The 20,518-nt window shown below is 45.7% G+C and carries 21 protein-coding genes; 10 read left to right on the top strand and 11 right to left on the bottom strand.

All coding sequences use genetic code 11. From position 1 onward, the window contains the following. Nucleotides 1-42: 42 nt before the first annotated feature. The 5 genes from VHA02S_RS08255 to VHA02S_RS08235 all read right to left on the bottom strand — a co-directional run bounded on the left by VHA02S_RS08255 (nucleotide 43) and on the right by VHA02S_RS08235 (nucleotide 7,029). Complete coding sequence (locus tag VHA02S_RS08255) at nucleotides 43-1,161, bottom strand: OmpP1/FadL family transporter (protein WP_038897852.1); 1,119 nt, start codon at nucleotides 1,159-1,161, stop codon at nucleotides 43-45. A 327-nt stretch (nucleotides 1,162-1,488) separates the two neighbouring features. Continuing rightward, complete coding sequence (locus VHA02S_RS08250; protein WP_038897851.1) at nucleotides 1,489-3,645, bottom strand: prolyl oligopeptidase family serine peptidase; 2,157 nt, start codon at nucleotides 3,643-3,645, stop codon at nucleotides 1,489-1,491. Nucleotides 3,646-3,820: 175 nt separating this feature from the next. Then, a complete protein-coding gene (locus VHA02S_RS08245; protein ID WP_038897849.1) occupies nucleotides 3,821-5,392 on the bottom strand; it encodes an ABC-F family ATP-binding cassette domain-containing protein in 1,572 nt (523 codons plus the stop codon). 342 nt (nucleotides 5,393-5,734) lie between these two features. Further along, on the bottom strand, nucleotides 5,735-6,130 hold the full coding sequence (tsaA, locus tag VHA02S_RS08240; RefSeq protein ID WP_038897848.1) for a tRNA (N6-threonylcarbamoyladenosine(37)-N6)-methyltransferase TrmO: 396 nt from the start codon (nucleotides 6,128-6,130) through the stop codon (nucleotides 5,735-5,737). 8 nt (nucleotides 6,131-6,138) lie between these two features. Next, a complete protein-coding gene (locus VHA02S_RS08235; RefSeq protein ID WP_038897861.1) occupies nucleotides 6,139-7,029 on the bottom strand; it encodes a DMT family transporter in 891 nt (296 codons plus the stop codon). Between the two features lie 114 nt (nucleotides 7,030-7,143). On the opposite strand from VHA02S_RS08235, the gene VHA02S_RS08230 reads away from it, so the two are divergent. Together VHA02S_RS08230 and VHA02S_RS08225 are read left to right on the top strand one after the other, a co-directional pair. Beyond that, nucleotides 7,144-7,737: a TetR/AcrR family transcriptional regulator gene (locus tag VHA02S_RS08230; protein ID WP_038897847.1), complete on the top strand. Its 594-nt coding sequence runs from the start codon at nucleotides 7,144-7,146 to the stop codon at nucleotides 7,735-7,737. Between the two features lie 59 nt (nucleotides 7,738-7,796). Continuing rightward, nucleotides 7,797-8,048, top strand: coding sequence for a DUF6482 family protein (locus VHA02S_RS08225; protein ID WP_005452623.1), 252 nt, complete (start codon nucleotides 7,797-7,799; stop codon nucleotides 8,046-8,048). 16 nt (nucleotides 8,049-8,064) lie between these two features. On the opposite strand, the gene VHA02S_RS08220 is transcribed toward VHA02S_RS08225, so the two are convergent. From VHA02S_RS08220 to VHA02S_RS08210, 3 genes are read right to left on the bottom strand one after another with little or no spacing between them, the layout of a single operon-like run. Beyond that, nucleotides 8,065-9,261 (bottom strand): multidrug effflux MFS transporter, encoded by a 1,197-nt coding sequence (locus VHA02S_RS08220; protein WP_038897846.1) that lies wholly within the window; start codon nucleotides 9,259-9,261, stop codon nucleotides 8,065-8,067. Between the two features lie 4 nt (nucleotides 9,262-9,265). Beyond that, on the bottom strand, nucleotides 9,266-9,973 hold the full coding sequence (gene grxB, locus VHA02S_RS08215; protein ID WP_050567793.1) for a glutaredoxin 2: 708 nt from the start codon (nucleotides 9,971-9,973) through the stop codon (nucleotides 9,266-9,268). Between the two features lie 13 nt (nucleotides 9,974-9,986). Further along, on the bottom strand, nucleotides 9,987-10,850 hold the full coding sequence (locus VHA02S_RS08210) for an MBL fold metallo-hydrolase (protein WP_038897845.1): 864 nt from the start codon (nucleotides 10,848-10,850) through the stop codon (nucleotides 9,987-9,989). 106 nt (nucleotides 10,851-10,956) lie between these two features. On the opposite strand from VHA02S_RS08210, the gene VHA02S_RS08205 reads away from it, so the two are divergent. Further along, nucleotides 10,957-11,859 carry a LysR family transcriptional regulator gene (locus VHA02S_RS08205; protein ID WP_038897844.1) on the top strand — a complete coding sequence of 301 codons (903 nt, stop codon included), beginning with the start codon at nucleotides 10,957-10,959 and terminating at the stop codon, nucleotides 11,857-11,859. Between the two features lie 98 nt (nucleotides 11,860-11,957). Further along, nucleotides 11,958-12,383 carry a universal stress protein gene (locus tag VHA02S_RS08200; protein ID WP_005439056.1) on the top strand — a complete coding sequence of 142 codons (426 nt, stop codon included), beginning with the start codon at nucleotides 11,958-11,960 and terminating at the stop codon, nucleotides 12,381-12,383. Nucleotides 12,384-12,448: 65 nt separating this feature from the next. Here the strand turns inward: VHA02S_RS08200 and VHA02S_RS08195 are convergent, their stop codons facing one another. From VHA02S_RS08195 to VHA02S_RS08185, 3 genes are all read right to left on the bottom strand, one after another. Further along, the gene (locus VHA02S_RS08195) at nucleotides 12,449-12,667 is read right to left on the bottom strand and encodes a hypothetical protein (RefSeq protein WP_038897842.1); all 219 of its coding nucleotides are present in this window, start codon (nucleotides 12,665-12,667) and stop codon (nucleotides 12,449-12,451) included. Nucleotides 12,668-12,786: 119 nt separating this feature from the next. Further along, a complete protein-coding gene (locus VHA02S_RS08190) occupies nucleotides 12,787-13,539 on the bottom strand; it encodes a DeoR/GlpR family DNA-binding transcription regulator (RefSeq protein WP_009697072.1) in 753 nt (250 codons plus the stop codon). Next, the gene (locus VHA02S_RS08185; RefSeq protein WP_009697071.1) at nucleotides 13,532-14,284 is read right to left on the bottom strand and encodes a glycerophosphoryl diester phosphodiesterase; all 753 of its coding nucleotides are present in this window, start codon (nucleotides 14,282-14,284) and stop codon (nucleotides 13,532-13,534) included. The genes VHA02S_RS08190 and VHA02S_RS08185 overlap by 8 nt, the downstream gene beginning before the upstream one ends. A 230-nt stretch (nucleotides 14,285-14,514) precedes the next feature. On the opposite strand from VHA02S_RS08185, the gene ugpB reads away from it, so the two are divergent. The 6 genes from ugpB (at nucleotide 14,515) to VHA02S_RS08155 (ending at nucleotide 20,448) form a co-directional block, all read left to right on the top strand. After that, nucleotides 14,515-15,822 (top strand): sn-glycerol-3-phosphate ABC transporter substrate-binding protein UgpB, encoded by a 1,308-nt coding sequence (gene ugpB / locus VHA02S_RS08180; RefSeq protein ID WP_038897841.1) that lies wholly within the window; start codon nucleotides 14,515-14,517, stop codon nucleotides 15,820-15,822. A 127-nt stretch (nucleotides 15,823-15,949) separates the two neighbouring features. Continuing rightward, nucleotides 15,950-16,831 (top strand): sn-glycerol-3-phosphate ABC transporter permease UgpA, encoded by an 882-nt coding sequence (gene ugpA / locus VHA02S_RS08175; RefSeq protein WP_005452642.1) that lies wholly within the window; start codon nucleotides 15,950-15,952, stop codon nucleotides 16,829-16,831. Beyond that, on the top strand, nucleotides 16,831-17,679 hold the full coding sequence (gene ugpE / locus VHA02S_RS08170) for a sn-glycerol-3-phosphate ABC transporter permease UgpE (protein WP_038897840.1): 849 nt from the start codon (nucleotides 16,831-16,833) through the stop codon (nucleotides 17,677-17,679). Before ugpA ends, ugpE begins: the two co-directional genes overlap by 1 nt. Further along, nucleotides 17,680-18,837 (top strand): sn-glycerol-3-phosphate import ATP-binding protein UgpC, encoded by a 1,158-nt coding sequence (locus tag VHA02S_RS08165; protein ID WP_038897839.1) that lies wholly within the window; start codon nucleotides 17,680-17,682, stop codon nucleotides 18,835-18,837. Continuing rightward, complete coding sequence (locus tag VHA02S_RS08160; RefSeq protein ID WP_038897838.1) at nucleotides 18,830-19,639, top strand: HAD-IIB family hydrolase; 810 nt, start codon at nucleotides 18,830-18,832, stop codon at nucleotides 19,637-19,639. Before VHA02S_RS08165 ends, VHA02S_RS08160 begins: the two co-directional genes overlap by 8 nt. 473 nt (nucleotides 19,640-20,112) lie before the next feature. Then, the gene (locus tag VHA02S_RS08155; protein WP_005452650.1) at nucleotides 20,113-20,448 is read left to right on the top strand and encodes a hypothetical protein; all 336 of its coding nucleotides are present in this window, start codon (nucleotides 20,113-20,115) and stop codon (nucleotides 20,446-20,448) included. Nucleotides 20,449-20,518 lie beyond the last annotated feature (70 nt).

The following is a 20,518-nucleotide window of genomic DNA, read 5'->3' as shown; positions in this document are numbered from 1 at the left end:
CAACGGTAAGCGAACACCTGCTTACCGTTGTTTTAAACTGATTTATTGGTTTTTCCAGTTGTAACCGACACTTAGGAAATACAACGCTGGGTCATCAAAGTTCGCAACGGGAATGCCCGCCAATTTGATTTCAGATGAATCAATTAGCATTGCTTCAAATGCTACAGATACCGAGCTTGCTTCATCAATCTTGTAATCAAAACCAGTACCTAAACGATAAGATTTACCAGCAGGAATCGTAAGGTCACCGTTTGACTGATCTGCGTACATACTCGTATCAAACGCAAAACCCGCATTCCATGTCACCTTACTGTTGATCTTGTATTGGGATCCAATCGCGACTTGATAAGTATCTTGTGTTTCCACTCCCATCAAGGTGTCGTACGCGCTCCAATCTTGCCAGTTCAAGTTACCCATAAGGGCAAGTTTGTCGTTTAGCTCATGATAAGCACTAAATACTACCTGTTGAGGTAACACTGCGCTGGTTGTCAGGTCTTTATCTGCGAAGTCGAATTCTGCTTCACTAGAATAAGATAAACCTAAACGTGTGCCCGAGTTCAGCTCATAAAGCGCGCCAATACGACCATTCACTTGGACATCGGTATCTTCAATACCACCGGCTAGCGAAGTTCCGTCCACTTTTACATCCATATCAAGAATCCCGTAGTGAATGCCAAGCGCAGCACCCACAGACCACTGTTCGTTGATACGGTAAGAAGCAGAAGGCTGAACCGTTACGGCTTGAGTGATGGCATTAGGAATATCGATACGGTTAAAAAGCTGGTCATATTCCAATCCCAGACCATAATTCCCATACATACCAATGCCTAAAGTCCACTTGTCGTTTACCTGTTGGCTATAGAAGGCTGAGCCAAGAGGCACGTAACCTATGATATTACCGGCATCTCCACCATCGATGGTATCTAGCGTTGCATCGCCATACAAGCTAATCAGATGACCAGAGAAAGATTGACCCGCTACATTGGATAAACCTGCGGGGTTAGCCGCCATTACTGAGGCATCATGCGCTCGCGCTGCCATACCAGCAGAGGCTAAACCAATATCTGTGGTAGAAGTCTCGTACAAGTACAAGCCTCCAGCCTGAGCTGCTGCACATGAAAGGAGGGACCCCACAGCAACGAATTTGGTAAGATTTTTCATATTATATTTATTCCACTTAAGCTAACGATACCCAAGTGACTTCAAGGTAGTGCGCTCCCGAAGGATGAGGTTACTTGGGTGTACATACGTCATCCAATCCCCTTCAAAGAACAGGTAAGTAAACAAACTTTGGATAAGTAAGGACGGACTATTCAACGTTGTATAAAACTAAGTGGAAGCATAATAGGAAGTTCTATCACCTATGGTTATATGCGTTATAACCTTATTTTTATTTTGGCTGAGAGAAACAAAAAAACGCAGCCCGAAGACTGCGTTTTAATTCCAATGTGAATGAGCTTAAGCCCTTTGTTTATTTCGCCCTCTCGCTTATAGCTTTTCAACGCCCATATTGAACAAAGTAAAGCTGTAAACATCGGCGGTTTTCTCGATAACCTTACTAGTCGGTGTGCCTGCACCGTGACCTGCATTGGTTTCGATTCGAATCAAAGTTGGGTTTGTACCCGCTTGTTTCGACTGTAGCTCAGCCGCAAATTTGTACGAGTGCGCAGGGACCACACGGTCATCGTGGTCACCCGTTGTTACCATGGTTGCAGGGTACTTAACGCCGGCTTTGACGTTGTGTACTGGCGAGTACCCTTTGAGGTAATTGAACATCTCTTTACTTTGTTCTGCTGTACCGTAGTCATAAGCCCAGCCAGCTCCTGCTGTAAAGGTGTGGTAGCGAAGCATATCCAATACACCCACTGCTGGCAGTGCCACTTTGAACAGCTCTGGGCGCTGCGTCATCACCGCACCAACAAGCAAGCCGCCGTTCGAGCCACCGTTAATCGCGAGCTTTTCTGACGAGGTGTAGTCTTGGTCAATAAGGAACTCCGCTCCGGCAATAAAGTCATCAAACGAGTTTTGCTTCTCTAACTTGGTGCCGGCATTGTGCCACTCTTTGCCGTACTCGCCACCGCCACGAATGTTCGCGACAGCGTAGATACCGCCCATTTCCAACCATGCAGCTCGGCTTGGGCTGAAGTAAGGTGTTAGGCTGATATTGAAACCACCATAACCATACAAGATCGTTGGCGCACTGCCGTCCATCGGAGTGCCTTTCTTGTAGGTGATGATCATTGGAATCTTAGTACCGTCTTTCGATTTGTAGAACACCTGACGAGATTCAAATTGTGCCGGATCGAATGGCGCGTTCGATTTGTGGTAAACCTCGCTGTCACCGTCTTTGATGTCTAAACGATAGGTCGTGCTTGGTGTCTTGTAATTGGTGAAAGAGTAGTAGACTTCAGCGTCTTCTTTCTTACCCCAAAAGCCGTAAGCACTGCCGATGTCTGGTAGCTTGATTTCACGAATGAACTTGCCGTCCATGTCGTATTGTTTGACCATCGAAAGCGCATCAACAATGTAGCTTGCGAATAGATAACCGCCCGCGGTTGATGGGCTAAGCACGTTGTCAGTTTCAGGGATTAAATCTTTCCAATTCTTCGGCTCAGGGTTGCCCGCATCCACCGTCACCACGCGTTTGTTTGGTGCATCTAAGTTGGTGACCAAATACAGCTTGGTGCCTTTGCTATCAATCACCCAAGTATCAGAATTGGTGTCATCCAAAATGGTTTGCAGCGGACTGTCTGGCTTGGTCAAATCTTTGAAGAACAGCTTATTGCCAGACGTTGAAGTACTTGCCGAAATAAACAGGTAACGTTGGTCGTCCGAAGTGTAACCACGAACGTATCGGTGCTTCTCTTCCTCTGTACCGCCGAAGATAAGCTTATCCTCACTCTGCTTAGTGCCTAGCTCGTGATAGTAAAGCTTGTGTTGGTCGGTTTTTGCCGAAAGCTCGCTGCCTTCTGGCTTGTCGTAACTTGAGTAGTAGAAACCTTTGTTCCCCAGCCAGTTTACGCCGCTGAACTTAATATCCACTAGCGTCTCACCGACAGGCTTTTTGGTTTCGGCATCAAGCACAATCACTTTGCGCCAGTCGCTACCGCCTTCTGAAATGCTGTAAGCGACTAAAGAACCATCTTTGGTGAAGCTCACATTCGCCAGCGAGGTCGTGCCATCTTCGCTAAAGGTATTCGGGTCGAGGAAGACTTCAGGCTTGCCACCGTCAAGTTGGCGATAAAGCACATCTTGATTTTGCAAACCGTCGTTCTTGTAGAAATAGATGTATTTACCTTCTTTGAATGGTCGCCCTAACTTCTCGTAATCCATCAACTGAGTTAAGCGTTCTTCGATCTGGTGACGATAAGGAATTTGCGCCAAGTAATCGAACGTGACTTGGTTCTGCGCTTTCACCCAATCTGCGGTTTCTTTACTGCGGTCGTCTTCTAACCAGCGGTATGGGTCACTGACTTTGGTACCAAAATACTCATCCACCACATCGACTTTCTTTGTCGTTGGGTACTTCACCGCCATTTTGTGTACGTGTTCAACCAACTCCTTTGTTGAGTCTTCGGCATAAGCACTCGGCAATATGCTAGTCATCGCGAACGCGGTCACCAGTGCTAAAGTTTTCTTTTTCATAGACTTCCTTTTCTGTTTTTGTTTTGTGTAATGCATCAAGCATCTTACCCATATCGAAGTAAGGATTCTAATGGCTTTGAGAAAATTGCTGGTAAAGGTTTTAAAGTCACCAAAGCCAAACTAGCCGCTTAGCTTCGGTGATTCCCCTCAATGTGGAGTTATAGACAAGAGCTTGTTAGCTCAGTTCAATGCTTCGAGACACACCCGACTCCGCGACGAAATCTTGGTCGTGACTGATAAGAATAAAGCCACCTCGGTAAACGCTTAATGCCTGAGCGAGCATGATTTTCGAATCCAAATCGAGGTGATTATCTGGCTCATCCAAGAGCAACAAAGGCTGCGTTGGTTGATGACTGACAATCAACATCGCGAGCTTCATTTTCTCGCCGCCACTCAATACGCTGCCCAAACGAAACACACTGTCTCGGCGAAAGCCAATGCCTGCTAGTAATGTTCTGGCATCGCTTTCTTTCATCCCCTCACAATGTTGCATTAGGTTTTCCAACATGGAGAGTTCAGGCTGTATCGCACCAAAGTGCTGATCGAGATAATAAAGCGGCGTATTGATTTTTAGCTCACCACTTTGCAGTGAGAACTCCCCCAAGAGGGTTTTCAATAAGGTCGATTTACCGCATCCGTTTTTGCCCAACAAATGCAATTTATCATCCGCATGAACTTGCGCAGTGATGGGTTGAGCCGAACCAAATGGCAACATGCCTTCTAAAAGCGACACAACTTTTCGTGAACGGTTTTGACTGTCTGCCAAATACAGTTTTTGCCCTTTGATTTGCTCTTTACGCACTCGCAAACTTTGCTCTTTCTCTTGCAGATGCGCTTGACGAAGTTGCTCGTTTTTATTACGACTAGCTGCTCGGGCTGTGGCTTTGTCTTTCATACCATCCAGTAAGATCTTCGGCTGGCTGCCATCCTTTCTTAGCTTATTACCTTGAGCCGCTCGTTGCTCTGCTTTCTCCCGATTGCGCTGAGCTTGTTCTTCTAATTGCTTTTTTTGTTTATCGACAGCAGCTAATTGGCGTTCCACCGCTTGTAGTTCAGTGCGCTTTTGCTCGGCATACACGTCGTAATTACCGCCAAACACTTGCAAGCCTAAACCGGATAGCTCCCAGATTTCCTCCATTTCGCGCAGTAACTCTCTGTCATGACTGATGAGCAAAATCGCTCCTGAGAAATTGCGCATCGAATGAATCAACCACTGCTTGGCATGTGTATCAAGATGGTTCGACGGTTCATCAAGGATCAGCAATTCCACTTCGCTGTCGAACAACTGCCACAGCTGCAAACGCGCTAACTGTCCGCCACTTAATTGCGAGCAAGGGAAGTCTGGCTGTGGCGGCAAGCCCATGGTTTCTAACTGCTTAGTAAGTTGGATAGGCAAACCCCATTGTTCACCCACCACCTCAAACAGATCCTCAGAGCAATCGCCCATTTCGATCTGCTTGAGCGCGCTTAGCACTTTGTCCTTTGCTAAAAACTGGGCAATCGACAGCTCTCCCCCCAACAAGTGAGATGGTTGCTGGCGATACACCGCAAAGGACCTTGGTAAGGTTACTGTACCGCTGGTTGAGGTTTGCTCACCGCTGAGTATCGATGCAAACACCGATTTTCCGACACCGTTGCGTCCGACTAACCCAACACGACGTTTGGTCATAGAACATGAGATTTGCTGAAACAGCGTTTCGCCATTACCAAATTGATGACTGATATTGTAAGCCTGTAAGACTGGCATAATTTACCTCCTGTATGACAGGGACAACAGCCGTAGCTTGAGATAAACCTAAAGATGAGATCGATGCAAATACACGCGCCCATAGAAGCGCTTCAAACAGAAAAATGGTAACTGCAAAGAAATATCGGAAAGTGAGCTACGCCTACTAACCCTGTAAATCCAAAAAATAAAATGAGAGTTGGATGACAGGTTTAGTTGTTCATGTTGGCGTAATCTCCTAAAGAAGTGATGGGCAAAGTCTAAAGGTTTTCTTGTATAAAAAGCAAGCGACTTCTGTCACAAGCCGCTTTCAGACCGAGAGTTCGTTTTGATGCCCTGACTTACAGAGCCACATACCTAGGACTATGCTTCAAAATAAATCGCCGGTTTGATATCAACCAAAGGCGTGCCATCTAAGCAGTCCAACCCACGCACTTTGATTACTCCCTCGTCGATAGACTCAATCGGTAATACCGCCGCACCAAGAGGGTTTGGTCTGTGCGGAGAACGTAACGCAAAGGTGCCCTTCTTTCCTTGCATCATTTCAGGTTGGCGGTTCGCACTAGAAAGCCAATACAGAACCAGTATTTTCTGCCCAACCTCAAGTCCTACAAGCCCTTGGTAATACTGAGGTTTAAGTTGAATTTCACACACAGGTCCATCTTGTGGCTGAATGTTATTTGGGCACTGAGAAACCTCAATATATGGCGTACGAATTTGCCCAATAAACTCAAGCTGTGGGGTTTGAATTGTGTTCATATCAACCTCTATTTTTGTTCTGACTTCATTGCTGAAAAAGCGTAAATGGAAATAGTGACCAAGATGATTGAACCACCAAGAATGCTTGCCTTTGCAGGAATTTCATCAAAGAAGAGTAATGCCCAAAGTGGCGCGAGCACAGTTTCAATCATCAGAATCATGCCAACTTCAGGTGCCGTGATGTAACGGGTAGCGACTTGTGAAAGCACACGCCCAAACGGCGCAGTAAACAGCCCCATCAAGCCCATAATCAGCCAAGTGTTCGCGCTGTATGTTGAAGGTGTTGCCCAAAACAGCATTGCCATCGCTAAGAACAGCCCACCAAAACCAACACTCGCCATGCGGCTCACGTGCTGATGCTTACGAAGTTGCACCTGGTTGAGCGACAAACACACCACGGCAAACACGGCTAAGCCATCGCCAATCCAGTTACCCGATTTAAAAGAACCAGAGACCACAATCGCAATACCCATCATCACAGCAACAATCGCAATCCACGTCGAACGCTGGGTCACTTCACTCAAAAACCACCAGCTGAACAATGCAGCCAGAGCCGGTGCTGCACTCAGAATCACAAAGGTATTCGCAACCGCAGTGAGCTTAATGCTCATCACCAACCCAGCGGCACTGCCGAGCATCAATAAGCCGGACAACAAGACATGCCAGCCGCTCTCTTTCACCGCTCGAACCAGACCGCGCTCATCGCGAAGCTGGATAAATATTGGCATCGAAATGGCGGTAAACAAGCCAAATAGAAATGCGGTATCCACACCACTCACGCCTGAAAAGCGAATAAAAATTGGGTCTAGGCTCATCAACAGTGCACCAACCAAGGTGATCATCACCCCGGCAAAGCGTGCGCCTTTGGCGGTTAGGTTATTCATTAATACCGTCGTCATCATCTTTGTCCTCAAAAAATAAATCATACTCATAAGTATGATTTTCTAATTTCGGAGTTGTGTCAACAAAAATCATACCGTATAGTATGATTATCAAATCAAGAGAATCTGAGCATGAGCAAGATCGAGCAAAACCGAGAGAAGAAACGCCGAGCTATTTTGGAAGCCGCGAAAGAGAACTTTTTGTCCGAGGGATATGTATTAGCGAACATGGATAAAATCTCTGCCCATGCAGGTATGACAAAGCAAACCGTGTATCGTTACTTCCCATCTAAAGCAGCGCTATTTGAAGCAACATTGCGCCAGATAGGTGAAAACATGGATGGCGGTTTCGTTACTCACCTACAAAAGGATGATCTGCGAGGAGCGCTGAACTCATTTGGTGAACACTTTGTTTCTTTCCACCTTTCTGATGAGCACTTGGCGACCTTCCGCTTGTTGATTGCAGAAAGCGCCAAAGCGCCTGAGATCACGACGATCTTCCGCGAAGTCGGTCCGGACGATACCGATGCCAAGCTCACTCAGTTCTTCCAAGATCGTTTCGATATTAAGGAACCAGGAACACAAATTCGCCTCTGGACAGGTATGCTACTGTCGATCCGCTCTAGCGTTCTAATGGGAATGGAAAAGCCAACGCAAGCTGAGATTAAGGAGCACGTGCAAGAAGTGACTGAGTTTTTGTTGGCAGCGATCGAGCATCAGAAGTGAACTAAAATCCATTACTCACCGTAATAGCCAAAGAGTGAAAACACCAATGGGAAACGGCTATGAATCTTTTGATTGAATCGGTTGAGGGTGGTATCTACCTCGCTTACAACGTAGAAAACCAAACAAGATCGTTGATCTTGAACGAGCACAAGAGCCCACTCACGTTCGCCAGCCTCTGTGAGGCAAGAGACCACTTTCGAGGAGAAGGATACTCCTCAGCAAAACTGGTCCACCTCAACGCATCCGATGAGATGTGTGGAGAAAGAATACGCTGTGACATGCCATTAGAGATTGAATTGAGCTGGTATTAACACCAGCTCTTAGCTATCAGACCTGAGCTTTACCTACAGCGATTTGGCGCTTCCTCACCATCAAGACCATGGTTGCCAACAGTGACATCATATACACTATTGCCAGCGCAGTTGTGCCATCCACATTCAACGCGCTCGCTATAGCGACGAGGACTGCACCTCCCATCATTCTCAAAAAGCCATCAATGGAAGAAGCTAAACCAGCACAATACTGAAATGGTTCCAACGCCATCGAAGTCGCTGCGCCAGCCAACAAGCTAAATCCGCCGCTCGCCATTCCTGCCATCAGGAAAAATCCACCAACTTCACCTTCGGGCATTAATACCAAGCCTATTCCTGCCATTGCAACCATGATCGTGCCGGTTAATACCGTATCAATACGTCCCAATTTGTTCATCACTTTAGGTGCAATCACACTAAATAGAATTTGAGAACCGCCAATCAAGCCAAACATCATAGAGAACTCGACTTGGCTTAAACCTCCTTGCTGCATTGCCACTACTGGAGCGACAGAGACATAAGTTAAAAGCCCGCCAAAACTCAACAGGTTAGCCAATGCAAACACCTGGAAGTTCTTATTAGTTAGAATGTCTTTGATATTGCAACGCAATGCCACCGTGTTCTCGATATCAACCGACACCTTAACTGGCTTTGGGCTGTCAAATCCGACGGTCGCTAACACCATAAGTAACAGTGCTAACCCTGCCATCATATAGAAGCCACCAGCCCATCCCCAAGCCATGGCTAAACCACTACCAATCAATGGCGCGATGGTTGGAATCGCACTAGTAACACCGCCGATGTAACTCAACAGCCTTCCTGCATCATTTCCTTGGTAATTGTCTCGTACCCACGCCATAGCGGTGATCATGGTAAAGGAAGCCCCAATGCCCTGCATTCCTCTCGCGATATATAGTACTTCCATATTCGGTGACAATGACGCAAGAATACTGCCCATCGCGTAAACCAACGTACCAAGCACAGCCGAAAACCGACGACCAAATCGGTCTGAGATTGGCCCAGCTAATAACTGGCTCACCCCCAGAGCAAGAATATAGATAGAGATGGTTTGGCGCATATCACCATCGCTAGCACCAAACACATCCATCATCTGAGGAATAGACGGCAAATACACGTCAATAGCAAGAGGTCCAAGTGGTACTAAAGCGAAAACAACAATCAGTGGCAAAAGCCTATTACCTGCCTTCTCCATGCCCCTACCTCACCGTGCGATCAGCATAAACTGGAGCAAAGAGTGCCACTTGAGTTCGCTGTGAAATGATCTCTAAATAATCGCGCATTATCTGAGGTATCGAAAGCTCACCGATCATGGTTAGGTTTCTCAGCTCCGAAAACAGCGCGATGTCATCAATCGTCAGATCTCGTGTTGTGTTTACAACAGACATCATATCAACCTCAGGCACCATCTTGAGCAGTGCGCCCTCCAGTTGAGGTAAGTAATCTTCGGTCTTGCTCAGCAACTCAGCTAAAGAAGCACCTAAATACTCTTCTCTAGAGTGAACAAATAATGCCATTGCCGACTCCGTGCTGAGTTCAGGGAGCCCAAGCAATGGCATGCGCGGATAACACAGCTTGGCAGTATATGGCTTCAAATCATCCAACATATCCTGAACGATGGTCGATAGTGTATAGCGACTAAAATAAGGCTCGACGTTAAGGGAACTAGGAAGTTGGTCCAAAAAAGCAAAAATATCGAGACTCTCCGTCATAAGCTCTGTTTGCTTTTCCGCAGCAGAAGTGAGCTGCAAAATAGGAACGGTAAACTTTTCTAGTTTCGCAGCGACCGATGGTTCGAGCTCTCCCAATGGGAATGTTTTGACCTTAACATCCAGATTCTTCAACCCAATTAATGCTTTAACTCGCGTACAGTAAGGACAGCTATCAAACGTATGTAATGTCATCATTTTCCTGTCCCTCCTAGTTACCATGCCAGATGGAATAAGCCATACGCTCTACATGAGCAGGAAGGTTTTGTTCATAGCCTACCCAATGTTCGAACTCTGGTAGCTTCACTGAATGCTTGAGTTCTTCTGGAGTCTTACCAGCTTGCAAACCACTCCAAACGGCATCAAACAACGCTTTGTTAAATTGATAATCTTCTTCAAATGCTTCGGCTGATGAGACAGGCATGTGACCACTAATGACAGTGTCAAATGCTAATTCATTCCGCGCACGTTCAAAGGTATTCAAAATGCTGACGTAGTTATGCGTATTCAAACGGTGTGGTTCATTAACCATACCCGGCAAATGCCAATCAACGGCGAGTAGGACTTTGTCTTTCGGCATATGAATGATGCTCATGCAATCCCCATCATTAGGACCGTAGTAATGCAAATCGACTTGTTTGCCACCTAAACTCACGCTCATGGTGTCATCATATGTTTGATCTGGTTGAACAACGCGGTTCTCTAAGTCTCGACTTAAAAGCTCAACACACTTTTCTTGAGAGATGAACTCTGCTCCCTGTTCTTTAAAGATCTGCCCCCCGCGAGAGTGGTCAAAATGGTCGTGAGAATAAATCACTTTTTTGACTGGCTGCTTGGTTAGCTTGCTAATTTCTTGCATCATTTGCTTGGATCGCGCTTCACCGGACGGGTCCGTCACAATCACCCCTTCAGGCGTTATAACGACTAAGCTGTTATAGAAATACTGCGAGTATTGATAAACACCATCTTTCAACTCAATCATCACTGGTTTGGTTGGGTCAAATTGCACCGCTTCAGCCGCTACCGTTGAGCTCATCAAAAGCCCGCTAATCATAGCTTGGTAAATCATCTTCATAGGACACCTTTTGTCTTACTTGTCTTTGGTGTTGCTAAAGATAATTTGTATACTTTAATGAAACAATTGAGTAAAAAGTAACTTCATAACATACAAAAAGTATCGAATGGACAAATACAAAAACATGCAACTGCTCTGCACCGTGGTAGAGAAAGGCAGTTTCGCAAAAGCAGCAAAAGCATTAGGTGTTACACCCGCGATTGTCGGGCGACATATTGCAGCCATGGAAAGCGAGTTAGGGTTTGTACTTCTTAATCGCACAACTCGGAGCATGCAACTGACCCCAGGAGGCAGAGCCTATTACGAGGGGTCACGTGCGATTCTTGAAAACATAGAGCAGTTAGAAGACTCTTTAACTAGCGCCCACCAACTGAATCCAACCGGATTAATCAGACTTTCAGCCCCAGATGCAATGGGACCTTTTCTGATGAAAGCGATTAAGGCGTTTCGCCAAACCTATCAGCACATCCGCTTTGATTTGGTGTTGTCCAATAGCCACGTAAACCTGATTGAAGAAGAGATTGACCTAACTATCCGTCTCTCATATGACTTACAGGACTCTTCCTATATTGCAACAAAACTAGGCAGTTCCAGTTTTGGACTGTACGCAGCACCAAGCTATATCCTTGAACACGGGCAGCCAAATCACTACAAAGAGTTAGAGCAGCATGATTGCTTACATATGGGACGCTCGCGTTATGGTGATAACTGGGTGCTGCAGGTAGAAGGTAAGAGCATCACCTATCGCCAACCATGGACGGCTGTCATCTCCGATACACATACTCTAATCGCCGCCATGGTAGATGGCATGGGAATCTCTATGATGCCGAGTTTGTTTGTGCACAAAGAACTAAAACAAAATACTCTTGTTGAAATCAAAGGCGTTGCTGAATTCCCGCTGGTCAATATTTACGGAATGTATCCTACACGTAAACATGTGCCCTACCGTTTATCTTTGTTCTTAAATCACTTAAAAGCATGGTTTCCAAAACATTTGCAACAAGCATAATTTGCCAAAACTTTGAGCGATTTCGGGATCTTATCAACACATTTTTTGTTAAAGGCGTACTATGCTATTGGTAGTGTATTCCACAAGAGGGCGTGGTTATGAAATACAAACATATCCTAGTCGCACTGGAACTGTCTGATGAGAGTACTGTGTTGATTGACCGAGCGGTATCTATGGCGAGTTATCTCGGTGCCGAGATTTCTTTTATTCATATCGATGGTACTCATGGCGAAATTTATCGTGAGCTTGTCGATATTAAAGCAAACCCAGACCAAAGACCGTTGAATGAACATTCGATGGAGTGCTTGAAGTCCTTTAGCGATTACATGGAGCAACCATTGAAGCACTTCTTCGTAGGCACTGGTGATTTAGCGGACAAACTGGAAGTGACTATCAAAGAACAAGAAGTTGATCTGCTGATTTGTGGTCACCATCAAGACTTCTGGAGCAAGATCATTTCTTACTCAAGACATCTGATCAACAAGTCTCCGGTTGATATTCTAGTTGTACCAATTCACGAATAGCGTGAATGAACCATCCCAAAAGCCGCCAACGATGGGCGGCTTTTTTGTCTTTCTTGTTGGCTCAATTAAGGCTCTATTTCACCAATCGAATACAGCACCAACTCTTGTGGGTTATTCCCTTCCCCTAACGAGTGAATGTCTTTCCCTTCTTGTTTGAGCTCGTTAATCAGTTTAAGCGCTTTATCTTTCTTCACACCAATAATGGTCGGCATTTCAGAGGCCGAGACACCAAAACGCGTTGCAATAAGCAAGTTTTTCACTTTGGTTTTATCCGATTCAAACATGACATGACCTCTTTAATTTCAATTATCTAAGCATAGCGAATCGCGATGAGAAAGCACCATGCCAACTTGAATAGGTAACGGATTTTCCTAAGGGCTAGACAAACAAGGAAAGTAAAAGCTTAGTTACTGAAAACGCGATCAAAATAACTGAGTGGTGCCACCTTGGTATTGGCCCTTCGTTGCCACTTACTGCTGTTTGCCACCAGCCACTTTTGTTCTGAATTGGCTAAAATCGCTTGGCTCACTTTGGCTTCTCGCAACTCATGTTCCATCGCAAAAGCATGAGTATCACCTTTAGTGCTACCAAGATTGATCTGCGCGGAATGAAGTTCGGCGATTTCGGTTACACCTGCGCAACCGATAATGCCAATATCTGCGGAAAACTGAGCGAAAAAGTGCTCCGCCGCACCATCTACTACATCGCGGTCATTGGTACGAATACGCCCACCCGGAATCCAAGTTTCAATGTTCTCAAAATGAGAAAGAATGTGCGCCGCTTCGAAGTTATTCGTCACCACACGAAGCTCACTGTGATGGACCAAACGCTCTGCAATCAATGCGATGGTAGTACCGATACCCAAAAACAAAGTCGCGCCGTTCGGGATGGCTTTGACCACTTCATCTGCAATGATCTGCTTTTCTTGTTGATTGGTAACTTGGCGAGAAGCATAGCTGCGATTACTCAAGGTAGCAGGCAATCCGACACCACCATGATGGCGTCGGGTCAGCCCTAATTGGCAAAGCTGATTAATGTCACGTCGAATGGTTTGCGTCGTGACTTCGAAGCGCTGAGCAAGTTCTTCTATCGCACAATATTCTTGCTGATGAACCAGTTCAATGATGCTTTGCTGACGGACGTTGAGGTTATTCATTCAATGCTGCTTCTCGTCTGACTGCAGTCGCTTCAACTTTATAACTCTGTGGTGTGTCTGTGATCATCATGTCCACACCCCACAGCCAATGCGCTTCAACTAATTGAGGGAAGTTCGGTGTATAACAAAATAGTTGGTAGCCAAACTGCTTGATTTGCTTAGCCTGCGATTCGGTCAGGAAACGGTAATCACAATGCACGCTGTAAGCATCAATGTGTTGTAACACGATAGCAAAATCATCAGGAATCTCTTGCCACAACTGTCCTCTTCTCACTTCTGGCAGATAGTTTCTCATCGTCACCAAAGCTTCCGTATTAAAGCTAGAAAACAGAATCATGTCCGTATCCACATCCAAGCGCTCAATTACCTGTGCCACCTTTTCACACAACAAATCAATTTCATCGCCTGAGTAGATCTTCAATTCAATATTGAGCTTCACGCCAGCCTTTGCGGTGAGTTCAAGCGTCTCTTCTAAGCTCGGGATATGCTCGCCAGCGAAGTCATCACCGAACCATAAGCCAGCATCAAGTAACCTTAGCTCGTGCCAAGTCAGCTCTTTCACTTTACCGCGACCATTTGTGCAGCGGTTTACGGTTTTGTCATGGATAACCACAGGGATGTTGTCTGCGCAGAGTTGAACGTCAATTTCAATCCATTCACAGCCAAACTCAATAGCGCGTTGCATTGCCGATAAGGTGTTTTCTGGAGCCAAACTGGATAAGCCACGGTGTGCCGTTATTGTCATTTTTTATTCCGTCTTTTTCATTTGTTTTCAAATGAACTATCTCAGCCCTCAATGACGGTTTAATTACAAAATCGTGACGAAAATAATGCTCAAATAAGTTCATTTTTCTGTAACTAGAACGTCATTTGGCTCATTTAATGTTCATTTGAATTTTTTGAAGCGGATTCATTATCAAAATGAAAACCTGCAAGGGAACAACCTGTTCAAATCATCTATGAAAAGGAATCATTATGGCTATTAAACACCTCGCCGGACTTGCAATTGCAGCGGCATTCATCAGCACGCAAGCACAAGCAAAGACAGAGGTTGAGTGGTGGCACGCAATGGGTGGCGCACTAGGTAAAAAGGTCAACGAAATTGCCGCAGACTTTAACGCAAGCCAATCAGAATACGAGATCAAGCCAGTTTACAAAGGCAGCTACGCAGAAACCATGACCAGTGCAATCGCCGCATTCAGAGCGAAAGAGCAACCAGCTATCGTGCAAGTGTTCGAAGTGGGCACGGCGACAATGATGGGTGCAGATAAAGCGATTTATCCCGTTTATCAATTGATGAAAGACACCAAAGAGTCGTTTAATCCAGATGATTATCTTGCGGCAGTAACGGGTTACTACACCACCAATGAAGGCAACATGCTTTCACTGCCATTCAACAGCTCCACTCCTGTGCTTTATTACAACAAAGACATGTTTAAGAAGGCAGGCGTAGCAAATCCACCTAAGACGTGGAAAGAGATGGAAGAAGTGTCTCGTAAACTACTGGCGTCTGGTGCGAAATGTGGTTTCAGCACAACCTGGCAATCATGGACTCAAATCGAAAACTTTGGTGCGCGTAACAACGTTCCTGTTGCCAATAACAACAACGGCTTTGCTGGCTTAGACACAAAATTCAAGTTCAATGACTCAGCGTTCGTACATCATATCGAACAGATGGGTAAATGGTCGAAAGAAGGCATCTTTAAGTACGGTGGTCGTCAGTCTGATGGCATGCCACTGTTTTACACCCAAGAGTGTGCAATGACCATGGGCTCTTCCGCAGGTCTGGCAGGCATCAAAGAGAACATGAAAGGCATTGATATCGGCGTAGCACAATTGCCATACGATTCAGAGCTAGTATCTAAGCCACAAAACACCATTATCGGAGGGGCCTCTCTTTGGGTGCTTCGTGGTCACTCAAGCGAAGAATACAAAGGCGTGGCGAAGTTTTTCTCTTACCTTTCAAGCCCTGAAGTTCAAGCAGATTGGCACCAATTCACTGGTTACTTACCAATCACTAAAGCGGCTTATGAGCTAACGAAAGAGCAAGGCTTCTACACTAAGAACCCAGGCACCGACACAGCCGTTCTGCAAATGACATCGACAAAGCCAACGGAAAACTCGAAAGGCATTCGCTTTGGTAACTTCCTGCAAACTCGCGACATCATCAACGAAGAGCTGGAAGCGGTTTGGGCAGGAAAAGCAACAGCACAAGCTGCGCTAAATAATGCGGTTCGTCGTGTTGACGAGCAGCTACGTCGCTTTGAGCGCACACAGAAATAACGAACCTTAATAACGAACAATGATGCACCGAGTCTTATTCCAGTAGGTACTCAGAGATGCACTCTCCCCGCCCATCATGGGTGGGGAATTCGTTTACACACCTTGCCTGTTTTATTTTGGTATTTGTATGTCCTCACCTGTTGTTTTTAAACACAAATGGCTTCCGGTTGCGCTGATTGCGCCTCAGTTGGTGATCACCTTGGTGTTCTTCATCTGGCCGGCAGGACAAGCCATTTTCCAATCTTCACAACTTGAAGATGCTTTCGGTATGAGCCGTGAGTTTGTGGGTTTAGAGAACTTTGAAACGCTCTTCCATGATCCACTTTACCTAGATTCGTTAATGACCACGCTGCAATTTAGCATCAGCGTTGCGGTGCTTGCTCTGGTCAGTGCGCTGATCCTTTCCGCTTTTGCCGAGCAAATCATCCGTGGCGCGACCATGTATCGCACTTTCTTGATTTGGCCTTATGCGGTGGCTCCGGTTGTCGCAGGTTCACTATGGCTATTTCTATTCGATCCAACCATCGGTGTGATGACCGAACTGTTGAATCTGTTTGGCGTAGACTGGAATCCAACGCTCAATGGCACCCATGCTATGTGGATGGTGATCATCACCTCGACATGGAAGCAAATCAGCTACAACTTTCTGTTCTTCCTTGCGGCGCTTCAATCAGTACCCAAGTCTCTGCACGAAGCCGCGGCCATTGACGGCAGTGGTCCAATCAAACGCTTTATCACCATTAGCTTCCCGCTGATTTCACCAACCAGTTTCTTTTTGTTGGTCGTGAACTTCGTTTACGCGTTCTTCGATACCTTCGCCATCATCCATGCGATGACACAAGGCGGTCCGAGTAACAGCACTTCCACCTTGGTTTATAAAGTCTATAACGATGGTTTTATTGGTCTGGACTTAGGCTCATCAGCAGCGCAATCCGTCATCCTGATGATCTTGGTGGCTTCCCTAACCGTGATTCAATTTAAGTATGTTGAGAAGAAGGTGGCGTACTAATGGTAGAAAGAAGACCGTTTTTTAATCTGTTTTGTCATGTCATTTTAATTCTTGGCATTATTTCGATTGCGCTTCCCGTTTGGATTGCGATCGTAGCAACTACACATGAGAACAGCGCGTTCGCTACTGGTACACCGTTGTGGTTTGGCGATTTGGGCTTTAGCGTTTTCACTGACTTGTTGAGTAACGACACCCAATACAACAACAATACATTGCCGATTGGTAGCATGTTGCTGAACTCATTCATCATGGCGATGTGCATTACCATCGGAAAGTTAAGCATTTCCATCCTGTCAGCGTATGCAGTGGTGTTCTTCCGTTTTCCGGGACGAATGCTGGCGTTCTGGATGATCTTCTTCACACTTATGTTACCAGTAGAAGTGCGCATCATGCCGACATTTGAGGTGATTACGAACCTCAACATGCTGAACTCATTTTACGGCTTAACCATTCCATTGATCGCCAGTGCAACGGCTACTTTCTTGTTCCGTCAGTTCTTCTTAACGGTACCAAATGAGTTGGTGGAAGCAGCGCGAATTGATGGCGCAGGACCAATCAAGTTCTTCTTCGATATCTTGTTGCCTCTATCTCGCACCAACATCGCCGCACTGTTCGTCATCACCTTCATTTACGGCTGGAACCAATATTTGTGGCCGCTTTTGATCACCACAGACGTGCAGTACTACACCATCGTGATGGGCATTAAGCAGATGCTTGGAGTGGTTGATGGCGTGATCGAATGGAACAAAATTATGGCCACCACCATTATCGCCATGTTGCCACCCGTGATTGTGGTAATTGCAATGCAAAAAGCCTTTGTTAAAGGTCTGGTAGATTCGGAGAAATAAATGTCCACATTAACTCTTTCTAATATCGCTAAATGTTATCCGAACGGCTATCAGGCGATCCAAAAACTTAATCTCAATATCTGCGACGGCGAAATGGTCGTGTTGGTTGGCCCAAGTGGCTGCGGTAAATCCACCTTACTTCGTATGGTTGCAGGGCTAGAGGAAATCAGCTCAGGAGAGCTTAAGATCGACACCACAACCGTCAACGATCTCGAACCTGGCGAGCGAGACATTGCCATGGTATTCCAGAACTACGCCTTGTACCCACACATGACGGTGTACAACAACATGGCTTACGGTCTGCGCAACCGCAGAACACCGAAAGCGGAAATCGAACGATTGGTTCACGAAGCGGCAAAGATGCTGGAGTTGGATCACCTACTCGACCGCAAACCAGGGCAGCTTTCTGGAGGACAACGTCAACGTGTGGCGATGGGGCGCGCAATTGTACGTGAACCAAAGGTGTTTCTGTTCGACGAGCCACTGTCCAATCTAGACGCCAAACTGCGCGTTCAAATGCGTTTAGAAATCAAGAAGCTTCAGCGTCGCCTCGGGACGACATCGGTTTACGTTACCCACGACCAAGTTGAAGCAATGACGCTGGCGGACAAACTTGTTGTTTTGAACAAAGGTAATGTCGAACAAGTTGGCACACCGCTAGAGATATACGACAACCCTGCATCTTTGTTCGTCGCGACCTTTATTGGTTCACCATCCATGAACATCTTAGATGGCAATGTTAGCGTTGACGGCATCACTATCGGTGACGCGCTGCTCCCTGTCTCCACAACAAACTTGGCTCTTGGCGAAATAAAGCTAGGACTTCGTCCAGAGCATTTACAAATCAGCCAAGATAACCCATGGTTGCAAGTAGAAGTCGAATTGATTGAATCGCTCGGTGCCGATCTGTTGCTTTACTGCCACACAGAAGGTGGTGACTCACAAAAGCTTGTTGTTCGTGTAGAGGGACATACGCCAATTCAAATTGGCGACAAGCTTGGTCTAGACATAAAGCCAAAACATGTTCATCTATTTGATGCCAACACAGAAAAGCGTATCGAGAGTACACTGGCTTCCGCGGTATCACTACAAGGCATCAGTGACGAAACACAAGCAATCAACCCTAGAGTAAACAAGCAAGGAGTGGTGAATGCCTAACCCGTTATCAGAGCTCAAGTTAAAGAGCCTGAAACAGATCGAATGGCTGCTAACCGACGTGGATGACACGTTGACTTGGCAAGGCAAGCTGCCACCTGAAACACTCATTGCGTTAGCCGAGCTAGAGCGTGTGGGCGTAAAAGTGGTGGCAGTAACAGGCGCATGTGCCGGTTGGTGTGACCAAATGGCAAAGATGTGGTCACTGCATGGTGTGATTGGTGAAAATGGCGCGTTTTGGATGAGAAAAGACGCGGCAGGATTCCACACCACCTTTGCTCGCCGAGCCGAAGCAATGCGCAAAGAACAACGCGCATTACAAGAAAGTATTTCCGGCATTTTGGCAGGCTATCCCAATGTCGAGTTCAGCCAAGATCAGAGTTTTCGCTACTGTGACGTTGCGGTGAACATAGCGCAAGATAGAACACCTGTTTCCCCTTCCACGACAATGGAAATTCTTAACCACATTATGAATTTGAATGTGGGGTCTAATCCCGTCAATGCAACATTGAGTTCGATTCACATCAATGCTTGGGTCGGTAGTCACAGCAAGCGTACAAGTGGTGAAGCGTACATTAGGCAGTTCAATAACGGCGAATTACCGAGCTTAGAGCGCATCACGTATGTGGGAGATTCACTCAATGATGAAGGCATGTTTGAGTGGTTGCCAATGACCTTTGGCGTGAACAACATTCGCCCTTTATTGGCGAAGCTGAACCATCAACCTAACTATGTCACACAAGAGAACGGCGGCTACGGGTTTGCTCAATTGGCAAGCTTGATCGTTCAAGCAAAAAGCCTGTAATTCAACAGCATGTCCATTCGCCCTTCCGCTTTTCTTAAGTCGGTGAATGGACATTATTTTTGTCTCTGATACATAAAATCTCTATTTATCATTCGCAATTATCGTTTTGTTATCTACCAAAAACGCTCAAAAAACTCTCGTTACTAATTTGCTCTCAATCCCTTGCTATATATGGCGTTTTTTCATTTCGTACTACTTACCATGCTCAGAACGAAGCAATCCGCAACAAAAATTGATTGTTGTCCTAACTAATTATTTTTGTTTGTCGCATTCAAAAGCAGCCCATATTATCCGCAGCACAAGGGATGACATTCCTTACGCTCTTTAACAATCAAATGCCGTACTTCTTCATCTGACAACTTTCCTACTGATGTAAAAATTCCCTTTTGATTCCCATTTTCAAATTTTTACAACCACTGCGCAGCATTTAAAGCTGTGTTCTGCATTACAGTCTATTCATGTAGGAAATCATCGTGGATAAATATCAAGCTGCATACGCTAAGCGTCTAGAAAAACTGAAGGGCAATCGTTCGCCAAAAACTATTGCACGTATTTCGGCGTGGGATGCATTTTTTAACAAAGAATACGAGATGCAAGATCTAGAGTCTCAAATGGCAGACTCTGCTCGTCATCACTATGAGCAATCTGACGTTAAAAATGAAATCAGCTTTGGTTCATTCAAACGCGCATTCTATAAAGAATCGATCGTGATTTATGACCTAACCGATGGCGCTTCAATTCAGAAAGTGTTCACACCGTTACTTGTGCTAACAACAGCATGGGTACTGTTCGTGTGTTTTACCCAGTAATTGAATAACCGAATTAAATAAGCAATAGATAAACTATTGGCAGGGTGTTTATTACCTTTGTTCAATACAA

Source organism: Vibrio harveyi NBRC 15634 = ATCC 14126 = KCTC 12724 (genome assembly GCF_001591145.1).
Classification (GTDB): domain Bacteria; phylum Pseudomonadota; class Gammaproteobacteria; order Enterobacterales; family Vibrionaceae; genus Vibrio; species Vibrio harveyi.
The sequence above is the reverse complement of the archived record's forward strand: the minus strand, read 5'-3'. Positions and strand labels throughout refer to the sequence as shown.

Excerpts from the sequence above, each read along its gene's own strand:
- VHA02S_RS08165 (WP_038897839.1), top strand. The coding sequence starts at position 17,680 with ATGTCCACATTAACTCTTTCTAATATCGCTAAATGTTATCCGAACGGC.
- VHA02S_RS08220 (WP_038897846.1), bottom strand. The coding sequence starts at position 9,261 with ATGGAGAAGGCAGGTAATAGGCTTTTGCCACTGATTGTTGTTTTCGCT.
- VHA02S_RS08255 (WP_038897852.1), bottom strand. The coding sequence starts at position 1,161 with ATGAAAAATCTTACCAAATTCGTTGCTGTGGGGTCCCTCCTTTCATGT.
- tsaA (WP_038897848.1), bottom strand. The coding sequence starts at position 6,130 with ATGAACACAATTCAAACCCCACAGCTTGAGTTTATTGGGCAAATTCGT.
- VHA02S_RS08185 (WP_009697071.1), bottom strand. The coding sequence starts at position 14,284 with ATGACAATAACGGCACACCGTGGCTTATCCAGTTTGGCTCCAGAAAAC.
- ugpA (WP_005452642.1), top strand. The coding sequence starts at position 15,950 with ATGTCCTCACCTGTTGTTTTTAAACACAAATGGCTTCCGGTTGCGCTG.
- VHA02S_RS08245 (WP_038897849.1), bottom strand. The coding sequence starts at position 5,392 with ATGCCAGTCTTACAGGCTTACAATATCAGTCATCAATTTGGTAATGGC.
- VHA02S_RS08190 (WP_009697072.1), bottom strand. The coding sequence starts at position 13,539 with ATGAATAACCTCAACGTCCGTCAGCAAAGCATCATTGAACTGGTTCAT.
- grxB (WP_050567793.1), bottom strand. The coding sequence starts at position 9,973 with ATGATGACATTACATACGTTTGATAGCTGTCCTTACTGTACGCGAGTT.
- VHA02S_RS08160 (WP_038897838.1), top strand. The coding sequence starts at position 18,830 with ATGCCTAACCCGTTATCAGAGCTCAAGTTAAAGAGCCTGAAACAGATC.
- VHA02S_RS08200 (WP_005439056.1), top strand. The coding sequence starts at position 11,958 with ATGAAATACAAACATATCCTAGTCGCACTGGAACTGTCTGATGAGAGT.
- VHA02S_RS08205 (WP_038897844.1), top strand. The coding sequence starts at position 10,957 with ATGGACAAATACAAAAACATGCAACTGCTCTGCACCGTGGTAGAGAAA.
- ugpB (WP_038897841.1), top strand. The coding sequence starts at position 14,515 with ATGGCTATTAAACACCTCGCCGGACTTGCAATTGCAGCGGCATTCATC.
- VHA02S_RS08225 (WP_005452623.1), top strand. The coding sequence starts at position 7,797 with ATGAATCTTTTGATTGAATCGGTTGAGGGTGGTATCTACCTCGCTTAC.
- ugpE (WP_038897840.1), top strand. The coding sequence starts at position 16,831 with ATGGTAGAAAGAAGACCGTTTTTTAATCTGTTTTGTCATGTCATTTTA.
- VHA02S_RS08210 (WP_038897845.1), bottom strand. The coding sequence starts at position 10,850 with ATGAAGATGATTTACCAAGCTATGATTAGCGGGCTTTTGATGAGCTCA.
- VHA02S_RS08195 (WP_038897842.1), bottom strand. The coding sequence starts at position 12,667 with ATGTTTGAATCGGATAAAACCAAAGTGAAAAACTTGCTTATTGCAACG.
- VHA02S_RS08250 (WP_038897851.1), bottom strand. The coding sequence starts at position 3,645 with ATGAAAAAGAAAACTTTAGCACTGGTGACCGCGTTCGCGATGACTAGC.
- VHA02S_RS08235 (WP_038897861.1), bottom strand. The coding sequence starts at position 7,029 with ATGACGACGGTATTAATGAATAACCTAACCGCCAAAGGCGCACGCTTT.
- VHA02S_RS08230 (WP_038897847.1), top strand. The coding sequence starts at position 7,144 with ATGAGCAAGATCGAGCAAAACCGAGAGAAGAAACGCCGAGCTATTTTG.